At 65.6% G+C, this 14,891-nt stretch carries 12 protein-coding genes and 1 pseudogene; 12 read left to right on the top strand and 1 reads right to left on the bottom strand.

Going from position 1 to position 14,891, the window contains the following annotated elements:
* Positions 1–109: 109 nt before the first annotated feature.
* Positions 110–1,804, top strand: a complete 1,695-nt coding sequence (locus tag NHL60_RS14640) for an FUSC family protein (protein WP_253444938.1) — start codon at positions 110–112, stop codon at positions 1,802–1,804.
* Positions 1,801–3,324 carry a TolC family protein gene (locus tag NHL60_RS14635; RefSeq protein WP_253444935.1) on the top strand — a complete coding sequence of 508 codons (1,524 nt, stop codon included), beginning with the start codon at positions 1,801–1,803 and terminating at the stop codon, positions 3,322–3,324. The genes NHL60_RS14640 and NHL60_RS14635 overlap by 4 nt, the downstream gene beginning before the upstream one ends.
* A 361-nt stretch (positions 3,325–3,685) precedes the next feature.
* Here the strand turns inward: NHL60_RS14635 and NHL60_RS14630 are convergent.
* Positions 3,686–4,008 (bottom strand): annotated as a pseudogene (locus tag NHL60_RS14630) (IS3 family transposase); the annotation flags it as partial.
* A gap of 227 nt (positions 4,009–4,235) precedes the next feature.
* Between NHL60_RS14630 and gcl the strand changes: the two are divergent.
* The 10 genes from gcl to NHL60_RS14575 all read left to right on the top strand — a co-directional run bounded on the left by gcl (position 4,236) and on the right by NHL60_RS14575 (position 14,873).
* Positions 4,236–6,011 carry a glyoxylate carboligase gene (gene gcl, locus NHL60_RS14625; protein WP_253444932.1) on the top strand — a complete coding sequence of 592 codons (1,776 nt, stop codon included), beginning with the start codon at positions 4,236–4,238 and terminating at the stop codon, positions 6,009–6,011.
* A 28-nt stretch (positions 6,012–6,039) separates the two neighbouring features.
* Positions 6,040–6,819, top strand: a complete 780-nt coding sequence (gene hyi, locus NHL60_RS14620; RefSeq protein ID WP_253444929.1) for a hydroxypyruvate isomerase — start codon at positions 6,040–6,042, stop codon at positions 6,817–6,819.
* A 49-nt stretch (positions 6,820–6,868) separates the two neighbouring features.
* Entirely contained in the window at positions 6,869–7,771 is a 903-nt protein-coding gene (locus NHL60_RS14615) for a 2-hydroxy-3-oxopropionate reductase (protein ID WP_253444926.1), read from the top strand.
* 226 nt (positions 7,772–7,997) lie between these two features.
* Positions 7,998–9,317: a glycerate kinase gene (locus NHL60_RS14610; protein WP_253444923.1), complete on the top strand. Its 1,320-nt coding sequence runs from the start codon at positions 7,998–8,000 to the stop codon at positions 9,315–9,317.
* Positions 9,314–10,798, top strand: coding sequence for a pyruvate kinase (gene pyk, locus NHL60_RS14605; protein WP_253444920.1), 1,485 nt, complete (start codon positions 9,314–9,316; stop codon positions 10,796–10,798). The genes NHL60_RS14610 and pyk overlap by 4 nt, the downstream gene beginning before the upstream one ends.
* A gap of 83 nt (positions 10,799–10,881) precedes the next feature.
* Positions 10,882–11,613, top strand: coding sequence for a GntR family transcriptional regulator (locus NHL60_RS14600; RefSeq protein WP_253444917.1), 732 nt, complete (start codon positions 10,882–10,884; stop codon positions 11,611–11,613).
* Positions 11,614–11,709: 96 nt separating this feature from the next.
* Positions 11,710–12,537, top strand: coding sequence for a molybdate ABC transporter substrate-binding protein (gene modA / locus NHL60_RS14595; protein ID WP_253444915.1), 828 nt, complete (start codon positions 11,710–11,712; stop codon positions 12,535–12,537).
* Positions 12,537–13,205 (top strand): molybdate ABC transporter permease subunit, encoded by a 669-nt coding sequence (modB, locus tag NHL60_RS14590; RefSeq protein ID WP_169959117.1) that lies wholly within the window; start codon positions 12,537–12,539, stop codon positions 13,203–13,205. Before modA ends, modB begins: the two co-directional genes overlap by 1 nt.
* Entirely contained in the window at positions 13,198–14,337 is a 1,140-nt protein-coding gene (locus NHL60_RS19615; RefSeq protein ID WP_301271068.1) for an ABC transporter ATP-binding protein, read from the top strand. Before modB ends, NHL60_RS19615 begins: the two co-directional genes overlap by 8 nt.
* The gene (locus NHL60_RS14575) at positions 14,334–14,873 is read left to right on the top strand and encodes a DUF192 domain-containing protein (RefSeq protein WP_253444912.1); all 540 of its coding nucleotides are present in this window, start codon (positions 14,334–14,336) and stop codon (positions 14,871–14,873) included. Before NHL60_RS19615 ends, NHL60_RS14575 begins: the two co-directional genes overlap by 4 nt.
* Positions 14,874–14,891: the final 18 nt, after the last annotated feature.

Below are 14,891 nucleotides of genomic sequence, written 5' to 3'. Positions count from 1 at the left end.
ACATTACGGTATCCTCAGGTCATTGCTCACAGAGCTCAGACCCTTTGACGGACGCCTGTTGATGTCTCTGCATATCGCGGTGCTATGTGGAGTGACAGCAGTAGTAACCATGACGCTGCAGGTCCCTCTAGCTCTTCTCTCCTGCTATCTCATCTTCTTGATGTATAGAGATAATGCAGGCGAAAATATCCTCATCGGTGTCGGTCTTATCCTTGCGTCCAGCGTCATTATTGTCCTGAGTGCTTTTCTTATGATGCTGGTAGCAGGTTCACCGGCCCTTCGGCTGGCCATGATGGCTGGCGTCACTTTCGGCAGCATGTGGTTGGCACGAGCAAGCAAGCTGGGTGAACCCGCAGGCTTACTGGGCTTTATTATCGTTTTCATTCTCTCTGCCTATGACTATACCGGCATGCCGGAGCTTGTGCTTCGCGCACTGACATGGATCTGGATGGTAGTCTTCGTACCCATGGTTCTGCTTGCCATCCTTGGCGTATTTGCTGGCCGTAGCCCATATCGTCTGGTGCAGAAGAGGCTTCATGAACGGCTCTTGGTGTCGGCACGCCTTTTAGATTTAGAAGGGGGCGCCCTGGACGAAGCTGATCGCCTGCTTCAAGAAGGCAATGTGGCTGGAGAAAATCACCTGCGTATGGCGCGCTTTCTAGGTCAAGTCTCCAAAGAAGAGCATGATCATCTAGCACACCGCCTATCAGCTAGCTTTCAGCTCGTAGCGGCAGCACAGTCGACAGCAGAAGTGGGGGCTCATGAGCCTCAATTAAGCCAAATATTGTACCATATTTCTCAGGGTGAGGCCGTGAAAATTCCCCAGGGAAGCGGCCCCGCCTTGAGGGCTATACGCGCCTATATCGAGCCAAGTGAAGAAATTATTCCCTCTTTAAAGAGTGAAGATAAAGAGCCTTTTCTCAATCATGATGCCTTTAAAAACCCTGCTCACATACGCTTTTCCCTCAAAGTTCTGCTGGCGGTGTTTATAACCTACTCATTGTATACAAGCATAGGGCTTTTCGATATTCACACGGCTATGGTGACCTGTTTTGTAGTAGCGCTCAGCACATCGGGCGATACTCTACAAAAAAGCACGTTACGTATTATCGGCTGCCTCGTTGGTGTGGCAATGGGCGTTTTTTCAGTCTACTTTGTCGTTCCTCACCTTGGCGATCCAGGCCACCTGTTCTTGTTGATCGCAACAGGAAGCCTTATTTCAGGGTGGGTGGCTACGGGCTCATACAGGGTTCAATATGCCGGCTTTCAAATGGCGCTTGCCTTCTTTATTTGCGTGCTCCCAAGTTCACCTTTTAATTTTGGCCCTAACTATGATCTAGCTGATGCAGGCTATCGCATCATCGGCATTCTTGTGGGCATCGTAACAATAGGGATTATATTTTCATCGCTTTGGCCTGAGCGCTCGGGTGTTACACGCAGACTCAAGACCGATCAAGCGCTTGATAGCATGGCCAAAGTGCTTCGGGGAAGTGGCGATCTCGAAACAGTGTACCGCCACATAAGTGCTGCTAAGCATGCCGACGAAGTGATCAAATTCGAGTGGCCGAGGCCCGCCGGGGAAGCATATTTATCCGGCTCACAACGGCTGTCTGTGACCCTAAATCTTGTGCGCCTCATACCACTTATTAGCACGGCATCTGCAGTGCCGCTTGCTGCAGCCCTGACAGCGGCATCTAGGCATGAACGTTCAAATCTGACGGAGGCTTCGGCAGGTAATGATGTTGTTCTCAGGCGCGCTTTGGCACTGGCCATCACACTGCATGAGGAAGGGGAGGAAGAATGAAAGGTAAGCGCCGGAAAATTGTGCTGGCTATGCTTTGCCTAGCTATGGCGGGGTGCGCACAGCAAAGCTCCCGCACTACCTCACTGACTGTCATGGAAGATATGCCGTTACAAGCTGGTGACATCAGTGCTGCTCTGTCAGCTGCCCTGCGCGATCCTGCTCCTACGCTCTCTCGCATTCAACTTCCACCCCAGCTTTCAGCGCATGTGGATCCAGAACATCGCAATACGCTCCCGGAGCTGATCGATATTGCACAGCGTAATAACCCCGCTACGCGTGCTGCCTGGCTTCGCGCCCGTGAAGCAAAGCTCTCCGTGAATGTGGTGGAGTCCGCGTACCTCCCTCAGCTCTCCGCCAACGTTCTGGCGGGATATGAAAGGGTCTCTCGCCCCGAGCCGGCTATTCCCGAGCTAGGTATCGGGGCAGGCCGTCTTACGGCAACGGGTTATCACGTTGTGCCCAACCTTGCCATTGAGTGGTTGCTATTTGATTTTGGCGCACGGGATGCAGCTAAAGAAATAGCTGAGCAGACCTACATGGCCAGCAATATCATCTTCCATGGAACCCATCAGAGAATCATCTTCGAAGTAAGTGAGGCCTACTTCCAACTGATGGCAGCCAAAGCGATGGTTCAAATCGAGCAGGAGCGACTGGACGACGCGAAGACTCTTAGCAGGGTCGCCAGGGGTAGACTGCAGGAAGGACTTGCCATCAGGGCAGAGGTTGCCCAAGCGGAGCAGGTCGAGGCACGAGCGAAGTTTGATCTAACTTTGGCGGAAAGCCGGGTGGAGCGCGCGCGCGCCACCTTGATATACACCATGGGGCTACCGCCCCTTTCCTCCATTCAGGTTGCCGACCTGGCAGACAGGGCGCTTCCACAGGAGGTGCCCAGGCCACTCGACGAGTTGATTGAAACCTCCCTGGCGCTACGACCTGACATCCAGGCAGCGCTGGCAAGGGTACGGGCATCTCGTTCAGGAGTAGAGCTGATCGCAGCAGAGTCGAGGCCAAAGGTGGCAGCTGTGGCCAGTGTCGGCCAGGTGCATGGTCAACTGGACCTGAGTGATAGCCGCTTCGGCGGGCGAGCTTCGATGAACCGTCCCCTGGACGAGATCCTGGCGGGCGTCATAGTTACAATGCCTCTTTTCGATGGAGGTCGGCGTCAAGCCCAACTAACGCAGGCAAGAATGCAGGCCGAAGCGGCCGAAGAAGATCTGTTAGAAGTTCGCAATATCGCTGCTCAGCAGATTATTGAATCATACAATCTCTTGCATAGTAGCCTTGCCGCCTATTCAGCCTCAGGCCCCCTGGTGGAAGCCGGCCGAGAGACCTACGACACCGCCCTTGGGCTCTATGAAAATGGCTTGGCATCGCTGGCAGAGGTCAGCCAAACTAAGCTGGCGTTGCATGATGCCCGCCTGATTCAAGCCCAGGCTTTTTCTGACACCTTTGCTGCGGCAACAGGGCTCGCATTTGCCACTGGGCGCCTTACTCATGGCAATGCTCAGTTGAGTTTGTAGAGTGCCCTAGGGGTGCAGGATACCTGTTCGTGCAAGTGCCTTCGAAGAAATAATAGTTAACAATTAATCAAAGGTGCTTGTCGAAAGTTTTGGGATGGTGGTGCCTGCCACCTATCCAGCAGGCAGGTCATGTTATGGTGAGGTCAGGGTGGAACTATTTTCAGGCGCAGCTACATTTAGAGTGCGGCGTTTTTCTTGGGTTGTCTTTGTGTGTGGTGGTCAGCGTTTTGGCCACTGAGCTTTGTGCATTTCAGTAGTTCTTTTCTGCCAAATTCGGCGGCAGTCCATCGTTATGCCTGTGTGGCCTGAGGCTGCTGTAGTAACCGAGCATATAATCAGTGGCCGACTGCCTTGGCTCCTCGACATCGAACTTGCGATCGAGAAGGTTCGGGACATCCAAATGCGGCTGATCAGCTTTCTTGTAGGCATGGCTTGGCGGCTGTGTGCTCACCAGCCCCAGCTGCTTAATTCTCCTGCTGGCCCGGTAACTACTGTGATGCACCCCAAACACCCGACACAGGTGCTGCACCGCATGGCTCTCTTCAAGTCGCTCGATTACCGAGAACTGCTCAGCGAGTCCGACATCAAGAGAGCGGTAGCCTTTTTGAATATTTCCTTCTCTTCCTCTACCCGACGCAGCTTGCGTTTTTTCAGCTCCTGAATTTCACGCTGTTCCGGCGTCAAAGCCTCGCCCCGGCTATGTTAATCCCGCACGCCCGGGTCTGAGGGGACCGGGTGAGCAATCGCCCGGCATTGCTGAGCTCCAAGTCTTTGATATTGCTGGTTTATTTTCCTTATCTTGGTTTGTGAAAATATTTTCCAAAATTTGTTGACGGCGCCTCGCTTTGGGCCTAGTCTCGACATACAAAATGATTTTCCAAAAACAATAACCCTCACTGGAGGATCTCGTCATGGCTCGCATGACCGCCGCGGAAGCCGCCGTTCACGTGCTCAGGAAGGAAGGCATCGATGTCGCCTTCGGGGTGCCCGGCGCCGCCATCAACCCCTTCTACGCCGCCCTGCGCAAGGTCGGTGGCATCGATCATATCCTCGCCCGTCACGTCGAGGGTGCCTCCCACATGGCCGAGGGCTATACCCGAACGAGGGCCGGCAATATCGGGGTGTGTATCGGTACCTCGGGTCCCGCCGGTACCGATATGATCACCGGGCTCTATTCGGCCAGCGCCGACTCCATCCCGATCCTCTGCATCACCGGCCAGGCGCCCCGCGCCCGGCTGCACCAGGAGGACTTCCAGGCGGTGGATATCCAGGCGATCGCCGGCCCCGTCACCAAGTGGGCGGTCACCGTGCTGGAGCCGGCACAGGTGCCGCGGGCCCTCCAGCAGGCCTTTCACCTGATGCGCTCCTCGCGCCCCGGCCCGGTGCTGATCGACCTGCCCATCGATGTGCAGATGAGCGAGATCGAGTTTGACCCCGACACCTACGAGCCGCTGCCCGCCTTCAAGCCCCGTGCCACCCGCGCCCAGGCCGAGAAGGCCATCGCCATGCTGCAGGCGGCCGAGCGCCCGCTGATCGTGGCCGGCGGCGGCATCTTCAACGCCGACGCCAGCGACCTGCTGCTCGAGTTTGCCGAGCTCACCGGGGTGCCGGTCATCCCGACCCTGATGGGCTGGGGCGCCATCCCCGACGACCATCCGCTGATGGCCGGCATGGTGGGGCTGCAGACCTCCCACCGCTACGGCAACGCCACCCTGGTCGCCGCGGACTTCGTGATGGGCATCGGCAACCGCTGGGCCAATCGTCACACCGGAAGCGTCGAGACCTACACCCGGGGCCGCACCTTCGTGCACGTGGACATCGAGCCGACCCAGATCGGGCGCATCTTCGGGCCGGACTACGGCATCGTCTCCGACGCCCGGGCGGCGCTCGAACTCTTCATCGAGGTGGCCCGGGAGCTCGATGCGTCCGGCCGGCTCAAGCGCCGTGGACGCTGGGCGGAGGAGTGCCAGGAGCGCAAGCGCACCCTGCTGCGCAAGACCCATTTCGATGACGTGCCGGTCAAGCCCCAGCGGGTCTACGAGGAGATGAACAGCGTCTTCGGCCGCAACACCCGCTACGTCAGCACCATCGGGCTGTCGCAGATCGCCGGTGCCCAGTTCCTGCACGTCTATCGGCCGCGCCACTGGATCAACTGCGGCCAGGCGGGCCCGCTGGGCTGGACCATCCCGGCGGCCCTGGGGGTGCGGCGCGCTGACCCGGAGGCCGAGGTGGTCGCCCTCTCCGGCGACTATGATTTCCAGTTCATGGTCGAGGAGCTGGCCGCCGGCGCCCAGTTCAACCTGCCCTGGATCCACGTGCTGGTGAACAACTCCTACCTGGGGCTGATTCGCCAGGCCCAGCGCGGCTTCGACATGGATTACTGCGTGCAGCTCTCCTTCGAGAACATCAACTGCCCCGAGATCAACGGCTACGGGGTGGATCACGTCTCGGTGGTGGAGGGGCTGGGCTGCAAGGCGCTGCGCGTCACCCGGCCCGAGGAGATCGCCCCGGCGCTGGAGGAGGCCCGCCGCCTGATCGACGAACACCGCGTGCCGGTGGTGGTGGAGGTGATCCTGGAGCGGGTGACCAATATCGCCATGGGCACCGACCTGGACGGGGTCAACGAGTTCGAGGCCCTGGCCGAGTGCCACGAGGATGCGCCCACCTCCATCGCCGCCCTGACCTGAGAAACGATAACGACCCAAGGAGTTTGCCATGCCCAAGTTTGCCGCCAACCTCAGCATGCTGTTCACAGAGGTGGAGTTTCTCGACCGCTTCGAGGCCGCCGCCAAGGCCGGCTTCAAGGGCGTCGAGTACCTCTTCCCCTACGACTACCCGGCCGAGGAGCTCAGGCGGCGCCTGGACGCCAACGGCCTGACCCAGGTGCTCTTCAACCTGCCGGCCGGCGACTGGGCCGCCGGGGAGCGCGGCATCGCCTGCCACCCGGACCGCGTCGAGGAGTTCCGCGAGGGCGTCGAGCGTGCCATCGCCTACGCCCGGGTGCTGGGCAATACCCAGGTCAACTGCCTGGCCGGCATCCAGCCAGAAGGGGTGAGCGACGACCAGGCGCGCGCCACCCTGGTGGAGAACCTGCGCTTCGCCGCCGACAAGCTCGCGGCTGCCGGCATCCTGCTGGTCGCCGAGCCGATCAACACCCGGGACATCCCCGGCTTCTTCCTCAACCGCACCGAGCAGGCGCTCGCCCTCTTCGACGAGGTGGGCAGCGACAACCTCAAGCTGCAGTACGACATCTACCACATGCAGATCATGGAGGGGGATCTGGCGCCGACCATGGAGAGGCACCTGGCGCGCATCGCCCACGTGCAGATCGCCGACACCCCCGGCCGCCACGAGCCCGGCAGCGGCGAGATCCACTACCCCTTCCTGTTCGCCCACCTGGATCGCCTGGGCTACGAGGGCTGGGTCAGCGCCGAGTACAAGCCGGCGGGCCGCACCGAGGAAGGGCTGGGCTGGCTGGACGCGGTAAGGCGCTGACGCCTCTACCCAGGATCACCCCGACAAGAGAGACAAGAGGAGAGTGATGATGAGCAAGATCGGATTTATTGGCCTCGGCATCATGGGCCGTCCCATGGCGGGCCACCTGCTGGACGCCGGCCACGAGGTCGTGACCGTCAGGCGCGGCACGCTGGACGCCACCCTGGCCGAGAAGGGCCTGCGCGAGCTCGAGAACCCCGCGGCGGTGGCCGCCGAGGCCGAGGTGATCATCACCATGGTCCCGGATACCCCGGACGTGGAGGCGGTGCTGTTCGGCGAGGGCGGCGTCATCGAGGGGCTCAAGCCCGGCACCCTGGTGATCGACATGAGCTCCATCGCCCCCATCGCGACCCAGGGCTTTGCCAGGCGCATCCATGAGGCGGGCGGCGAGTACGTCGACGCCCCGGTCTCCGGTGGCGAGGGCGGGGCCATCAATGCGGCCCTGACCATCATGGTGGGTGCCACCGACGCCGGCTTCGAGCGCGCCCGCCCGATCCTGGAGGTGATGGGCAAGACCATCACCCATATCGGCGGCCACGGCGCCGGCCAGACCTGCAAGGTGGCCAACCAGATCGTGGTGGCCCTGACCATCGAGGCGGTGGCCGAGGGGCTGCTGTTCGCCTCGAAGGCCGGTGCCGACGTGGCCAAGGTGCGCGAGTCGCTGCTCGGCGGCCTCGCCCAGTCGAAGATCCTCGACGTCCACGGCGCGCGCATGATCGAGCGCACCTTCGACCCGGGCTTTCGCATCCGGCTGCACCAGAAGGACCTCAACCTGGCACTCGAAGGGGCGCGCAGCCTCGACCTTGCGCTGCCCGGTACCGCCAACGCCCAGCAGCTGTTCCAGGCCTGCGCCGCCCAGGGAGGCGCCGACTGGGACCACGCCGGCATCCTGCGTGCCCTGGAGACCCTGGCCAGCCACGAGGTCGGCCAGTCGCCGGCCAACCCGGCATGAGTCGGTTCGCCGCCCCGGCTCTCGGGGCGGCGGCGACAGGGAGATGACTGCTCCCTGAGGGCAGGCGTCGGGTCGTCGTCTGCCTTCCGGTCGCCGCAAGGCGACCTTGCCCGGCGGCGGGAGGCAACCCCGCCCGCCGCCGGGCCTTTTTCGACCCCCGAATTCCCTATCGTATTCTTCCGCCGGCGGTGGCCCCGTCGACGCCGGCCCGCCGCGAGGAGCACCCATGACCGCGATCTCATCCCCGCAGACACCGCTGCTGCCCTGCGAGGCCGACCCCCTCGCCTGGCTGCGCGAGCTGGCCGACACCGCCGTGGCCGCGGTGCACCCCGATGCCCTGCTCGAGGGGCAGCTGCCCGAGCCCCCCGCCGGGCGCACCCTGGTGGTGGGCGCCGGCAAGGCCGCCGCCGCCATGGCCGCCGCCCTGGAGCGCGCCTGGCAGGCCCACCATCCCGAGGCCCCGCTCTCGGGGCTGGTGGTGACCCGCTATGGCCATGGCACGGCCTGCGAGCGCATCGAGGTGCTCGAGGCCTCTCACCCCATGCCCGACGACCTTGGCGAGCGGGCCGCCCGACGCATGCTCGAGGCGGTGGGCGAGCTCGGCGAGGAGGACCTCGTCATCGCGCTGATCTCCGGCGGCGGCTCGGCGCTCATGAGCCAGCCGGCCCCTGGCGTCAGCCTGGCCGAGAAGCAGGCGATCAACCGGGCGCTGCTGCGCTGCGGGGCGCCGATCCGCGAGATCAACACCGTGCGCCGCCACCTTTCGGCCATCAAGGGCGGCCGGCTCGCGGCGGCGGCCCATCCGGCCCGGGTCGTCACCTGGCTGATCTCCGACGTGCCGGGCGACGCGCCCTCCCTGGTCGCCTCCGGCCCGACCCTGCCGGATGGCTCCACGCCGGCCGAGGCCCTGGCGATTCTCGAGCGCCATGCGATCCGGGTGCCGGCCAGCATGCGCGCCCACCTGGCCGCCGGCGGTGCGTCACCCCGCCCGGGGGACCCCGGCTTCGCCCGTGACGAGACCCGGGTGCTGGCGCGCGCCGCGGATGCCCTCGAGGCCGCCCGTGCCGCCGCCGAGGCGGCCGGGGTCGAGGTGCGCCTGCTCGGCGATGACCTGGAGGGCGAGGCCCGGGAGCTGGGCCGCGCCCAGGGGCGCCTGGCGCTCGCCCTGCGCGACACGCTTCGGGGCAGGCCCCTGCTGCTGCTCTCCGGCGGCGAGACCAGTGTGACGGTGCGCGGCCACGGCCGCGGCGGGCGCAACGTCGAGTACCTGCTGGGGCTTGCCGCGACGCTCCAGGGTGCCGAGGGGATTCACGCCCTGGCCATCGACACCGACGGCATCGACGGCTCCGAGGACAACGCCGGGGCGCTCTACGCCCCCGGGGACTGGGCCCGGGCCGGGGCGATGAAACTTGACCCGAACGCTCATCTGTCACGCAATGACGCGTATACTTTCTTCGAGGCGCTCGACCGGCTGATCGTGACCGGCCCGACGCGCACCAATGTCAACGATTTCCGTGCCATTCTGGTCTTGCCGAGGACACCATGACGCTTCCCCCCCACGCTCCCATCCACGCTCCCATCCGCCGCACCAAGATCGTTGCTACCCTGGGGCCGGCCAGCGACCGCGAGGGCGTACTGGAAGCGATGATCGCGGCCGGCATCGACGTGGTGCGCCTCAACTTCTCCCACGGCAGCGCCGCCGACCACCGCCGCCGCCTCGAGCAGGTGCGCGAGATCGCCGCTCGCCAGGGCCGCAGCGTCGCCGCCCTGGGCGACCTCCAGGGCCCCAAGATTCGCATCGCCCGCTTCGCGGACGGCGCCGTGGAACTCGCGGAGGGCGCCTCCTTTATCCTCGATATGGCGCTGGAGGGCGATGCCGGCGACGCCTCCCGGGTCGGCTGTGACTACAAGCAGCTGATCGACGACGTGGCCGAGGGCGACCGCCTGCTGCTCGACGACGGCCGGGTGGTGCTGGACGTGACCGCGGTCAAGGGTCGCGAGATCCATACCCGGGTAGTGGTGGGCGGCAAGCTCTCCAACAACAAGGGCATCAACAAGCAGGGTGGCGGCCTCTCGGCGCCGGCGCTCACCGACAAGGATCGGGCCGACCTGGCTACCGCCATCGAGATCGGCGTCGACTACCTGGCGGTGTCGTTTCCGCGCAGCGCCGCCGACATGCACGAGGCCCGCGATCTGCTCGGCGAGGCGGGCCGGGAGATCGGCCTGGTGGCCAAGCTGGAGCGCGCGGAAGCCGTGGCCTGTGATGCGACCCTGGATGGCATCATCGAGGCCTCCGAGGCGGTCATGGTGGCCCGCGGCGATCTCGGCGTGGAGATCGGCGACGCCCAGCTGATCGGCATGCAGAAGCGGATCATCAAGCGTGCCCGCACCCTCAACCGGGCGGTGATCACCGCCACCCAGATGATGGAGTCCATGATCGAGTCGCCCCTGCCCACCCGGGCCGAGGTGTTCGACGTGGCCAACGCCGTGCTGGACGGCACCGATGCGGTGATGCTCTCCGCCGAGACCGCCGCCGGCGACTTCCCGGTGGAGACCATCGAGGCCATGGATCGGGTCTGCCTGGGGGCCGAGCGGGAACGTATCGCCCAGGCCTCCGGCCATCGCATCCATGAAGGCTTTTCGCGCATCGACGAGACCATCGCGCTCTCCGCCATGTATGCGGCCAACCACCTCTCCGGCGTGGCGGCCATCGCCTGCATGACCTCCACCGGCTACACGCCGCTGATCGCCTCGCGCATCCGCTCCGGCCTGCCTATCGTCGGCCTGGCCCACAGCGCCGTGGCCCAGCGGCGCATGGCGCTCTATCGGGGGGTGGTGTCGCTGCCCTTCGACACCAGCGACATGAGCCCCACCGAGCTCAACGACCGCGCCCTGGCCCTGCTGGTAGAGAAGGGGGTCGCCGAGCCGGGCGACCATGTGATCCTGACCCGAGGCGACCATATGAACGCCCACGGCGGGACCAACACGATGAAGATCCTCGACGTGAACGAGAGTCATAGCGTCTAGTTCATGTATACATAAAGGCGGCGGCGTGTGGCCAGTGGAGGCAAAAAGTGCGAAGGTGCCTCCAGGCGACACGGGGGCGTGACATGAGCAGGACCTGGAAGGAAGACGTCGAGGCCGCCGTACGGGCGGGTGAACGGATCAGCGATCGTCATATCGTCGAGCAGGTGCGCCAGGCGGTGCTGACCCAGCGCCTGGCGCCCGGCACGCGACTGCCCGAGGTGGCCCTGGGCGAGATCTTCGGGGTGAGTCGTTCGGTGGTGCGCCGGGCCCTGACCCGGCTGGCCGCCGACCACGTGGTCGACCAGCGGCCGAACCAGGTCTCCCGGGTGCGCGCGCCCAGCGTGGAGGAGACCCGCGAGACCTTCGACGCCCGCCGTCTGGTGGAGGGGGAGGTGGCCGCCCAGCTGGCTGGCAGGCTCTCCCGGGACGCCCTGACGGCCCTGCAGGCGGAGGCTCGTGCGGAGGCCGCTGCCCATGAGCGCAGCGATGAGCCGGCGCGTATCGCCCACTCCCTGGCCATTCACCACCGCCTGGCCGAGCTCTCTCCCAACCGGGTGCTCGGCGCCATGCTCACCGATCTGGTGTTGCGCACCTCCATTGTCATCGCCCTCTACAAGCGCCCTACGCTGGCCTCCTGCTTTCTGCAGGGTGACCACCCGCGGCTCCTCGAGGCCCTGAGCTCAGGCGATGCCGAGGGCGCCCGCCATGCCGTGGTGCGCCACCTGGAGAGCCTCGAGGGACTGCTTGATCTCGGCAGCCGGGAGAGCGTCACCGACCTCAAGGCGATCTTCGGCGTAGCCGCCGCCGAGCCCTGACCCAGATCGCGGTCGTCTGCGTCGGCCTATCAACTTGTGGTTTCCTCTTGGCCTGAACGACAATGCGCGCTGTTCGCTCGCTCAGGAGGTCCCTACATGCGTTCACGATACGCGGCCTGGCTGCTCGGCCTGGCGCTGCTGCTGCCGGCTGGCCTGCTCAAGGCCGATGTGCCTACGGTGGCGGCGGCCTCGGATCTGCAGTTTGCCCTCACCGAGGCCGCCGAGCGCTTCCGCGCCGAGACCGGCCGCGACCTGCGCCTCAACTTCGGCTCCTCCGGCAACTTCCGCCGCCAGATCAGTCAGGGGGCACCCTTCGAGCTCTACCTCTCCGCCGATGAGGCCTATGTGCTGGCGCTCCATGATGAGGGGCGCACCGAGGATGCGGGCGTGGTCTACGCCATCGGCCGGCTGGTGTGGATGCAGCGCCCCGGTCGCGATGATCTGCCGGGCGAGGAAGCTCCCCTGGCAGGAGTGCGTGAGGCGCTGGCGGCTCATGCGGCAGGGCAGGGCAGGCCGCGCCTGGCGCTGGCCAACCCCGAGCACGCCCCCTACGGGGTGGCGGCGAAGCAGGCGCTGGAACATGCCGGTCTCTGGGAGGCTACGGCACCGCTGCGAGTGCTGGGCGAGAACGTCTCCCAGGCGGCTCAGTTTGCGCTCTCCGGCGACGCCCGCGGTGGCCTGGTGGCCTGGTCCCTGGCGCTCGCCCCGGCGATGGCCGAGCGCAGCGAGCATGTGCTGATTCCGGAGTCCTGGCACGCCCCCCTGGTGCAGCGCATGGCGCTGGTCGAAGGGGCCGGCGAGACCGCGCGAGCCTTCTACGCCTGGCTGCAGGAGGAGGAAGCCCGGACGATCCTGGCCGACTATGGCTTCCGCCTGCCCGATCCTGAAGCCACGCCCGCCGACGAGGGAGACGCCACGCCCTGATGGACTGGACGGCTCTCTCGGTCTCGCTGCGCCTGGCCGCTTTCACCTGCCTGCTGCTGCTGCCGGTGGGGCTCTGGATGGGGCGGACCCTGGCCACCACCCGCTTTCGCGGCAAGCCCCTCTGCGAGGCCCTGGTCGCCCTGCCGCTGGTGATGCCGCCCACGGTGCTGGGTTTCTACCTGATGCAGGCCTTCGGGGTCGAGGCGCCCTTCGGCGGGCTCTGGGCCAGGGTGTTCGGCTCGGGGCTCAATTTCACCTTCACCGGCATCCTGATCGCCTCCCTGGTGGCCAACCTGCCCTTCGCGGTGCAGCCGATCCAGCGCGCCTTCGAGACGGTGCCGGCGAACCTGCGCGAGGCGGCCTGGTGCAGCGGGCTCTCTCCCTGGCAGACCTTCCTGCGTATCGAGCTGCCCCTGGTGTGGCCAGGCATCATCTCCGCCCTGGCCCTCACCTTCGCCCACACCCTCGGCGAGTTCGGGGTGATCCTGATGGTGGGCGGTGCCATCGACGGCGAGACCCGTACCCTGGCCATCGCCATCTACGACCGGGTGCAGGCCTTCGACGAGGCGGGGGCGGGGATCATGTCGGCCATGCTGCTGCTGGTCTCCTTCCTGACCATCGGCGTGGTCTACGGCCTGGCGGGCCGGCGGAGGTGGCGACGTGCCTGAGCGTCCTGGATCCCCTGCCTCGCTCTCGGTGAGTCTGCACCAGCCCGGCCCCATCCCTCTGTCAGCGGAGTTCCACTGCGAGGCCGGCGAACTGCTCGCCCTGGTGGGCCCTTCCGGCAGCGGCAAGACCACCCTGCTGCGCGCCATCGCCGGGCTCTATCGCCCTGCCCAGGGGCGCATTGCCTGTGGCGGCGAGGCCTGGTTCGATTCGGGCCGGCGCCTCTCCCTGCCGCCCCAGGGGCGCCGGGTGGGGCTGGTGTTCCAGGACTATGCGCTCTTTCCCCACCTCACCGCCCTGGGCAACGTCATGGTGGCCCTGGACCACCTGCCGCCCCGTGAGCGCCGTCGACGGGCCGGCGGCTGGCTGTCGCGGGTGCACCTGACGGGGCTGGAGGCGCGCTACCCGGGACAGCTCTCCGGTGGCCAGCGGCAGCGGGTGGCCCTGGCCCGGGCCCTGGCCCGAAACCCCCGGGTGTTGCTGCTGGACGAGCCCTTCTCGGCGGTGGATCAGGTGACGCGCCGCCGCCTGCAGCGGGAGCTGGCCATGCTGCGCGAGCAGATTCGCATCCCCATCGTGCTGGTGACCCATGACCTGGATGAGGCGGCGGCCCTGGCCGACCGGCTCTGCGTGCTGCACGGCGGACGCAGCCTGCAGGCGGGCCCGCCGGAGGCGCTGTTTCGCCGCCCGGCATCGGCGGAGGTGGCCCGGGTGCTGGATCGCCACAACCTCTTCAGCGGCGAGGTGGTGGAGGAGGGCGGTGAACGACGCCTGGCCTGGGGACCCTGGCGGCTGGAGGTGGCGGCAGGGCTCGAATCGCTGCCCGTCGGCGAGCGCGTCACCTGGTATCTGCCCCCCTCCGACGTGGTGCTGCACCGGCGCGGTCGCCCCTCCCAGGGGGAGCGGGAGAACCCGGTGCGCGCCCGGGTCGAGTCCCTGGTGGTGCTTGGGGGCATCACCGCGGTATCGCTCGCCTTCGACCATACTGGGCAGACCCTCAGCTTCGATATCGCCACCCATGCTGCCCGGCGCAACGGCCTGGCCAGGGGGGAGCCTGTTCAGGTATCGCTGCTGGCGGCGGGCATTCACCTGATGGCGGCGGAGTCGCACGAGGCCGTTAGGGAGACGACATGAAAAGACGCGTGATGCGGGGAATCACAGGGCTGGCCCTGGCGATGGCGCTGCTGCCCGGGGCGGTGGCCGAGCCCCATGGGGTGTCGGGGCTGGCGGCGGTGCCCCTCCAGGTGCACGCCGCCGATGAGGTGCGGGAGCTGCGGGTCGAGGTGGCGCGAACCGGCCCCGAGCGCAGCCGCGGCCTGATGGAGCGCGATCACCTCGACGAGGACGCCGGCATGCTGTTTCTCTACCGGGACACCCAGTCGCCCCGCAGCGGCTTCTGGATGTACCGCACCCTGATTCCGCTGGATATCGCCTTTATCGGCGAGGATGAGCGCATTGCTGCCATCTTCACCATGTGGCCCTGCGGCTCGGCCAACCCTTCGGAGTGCCCGGTGACCTACCCCGGCGTGCCCTACCGGGCGGCGCTGGAGGTCAATGCCGGCCTCTTCGAGGCCTGGGGTATCGAGGAGGGCGACTGCGTCAGCTGGCCCGGCAGCGTCGGCCACTGCCTGTCATCTGCTGCCGAAGAAGGAAAGGGCCCGGTCGAGTAGTGTGCGGCCGGCTGTCAT

The sequence above is a fragment of the Halomonas sp. Y3 genome (assembly GCF_024137965.1).
GTDB lineage: Bacteria > Pseudomonadota > Gammaproteobacteria > Pseudomonadales > Halomonadaceae > Halomonas > Halomonas mongoliensis.
The sequence above is the reverse complement of the archived record's forward strand: the minus strand, read 5'-3'. Positions and strand labels throughout refer to the sequence as shown.

Coding starts and splice junctions, on each gene's coding strand:
- NHL60_RS14600 (WP_253444917.1), top strand. CDS start 10,882: ATGAGCAGGACCTGGAAGGAAGACGTCGAGGCCGCCGTACGGGCGGGT.
- NHL60_RS14640 (WP_253444938.1), top strand. CDS start 110: ATGACGCTGCAGGTCCCTCTAGCTCTTCTCTCCTGCTATCTCATCTTC.
- modB (WP_169959117.1), top strand. CDS start 12,537: ATGGACTGGACGGCTCTCTCGGTCTCGCTGCGCCTGGCCGCTTTCACC.
- NHL60_RS14610 (WP_253444923.1), top strand. CDS start 7,998: ATGACCGCGATCTCATCCCCGCAGACACCGCTGCTGCCCTGCGAGGCC.
- NHL60_RS14635 (WP_253444935.1), top strand. CDS start 1,801: ATGAAAGGTAAGCGCCGGAAAATTGTGCTGGCTATGCTTTGCCTAGCT.
- NHL60_RS14615 (WP_253444926.1), top strand. CDS start 6,869: ATGAGCAAGATCGGATTTATTGGCCTCGGCATCATGGGCCGTCCCATG.
- pyk (WP_253444920.1), top strand. CDS start 9,314: ATGACGCTTCCCCCCCACGCTCCCATCCACGCTCCCATCCGCCGCACC.
- NHL60_RS14575 (WP_253444912.1), top strand. CDS start 14,334: ATGAAAAGACGCGTGATGCGGGGAATCACAGGGCTGGCCCTGGCGATG.
- modA (WP_253444915.1), top strand. CDS start 11,710: ATGCGTTCACGATACGCGGCCTGGCTGCTCGGCCTGGCGCTGCTGCTG.
- hyi (WP_253444929.1), top strand. CDS start 6,040: ATGCCCAAGTTTGCCGCCAACCTCAGCATGCTGTTCACAGAGGTGGAG.
- gcl (WP_253444932.1), top strand. CDS start 4,236: ATGGCTCGCATGACCGCCGCGGAAGCCGCCGTTCACGTGCTCAGGAAG.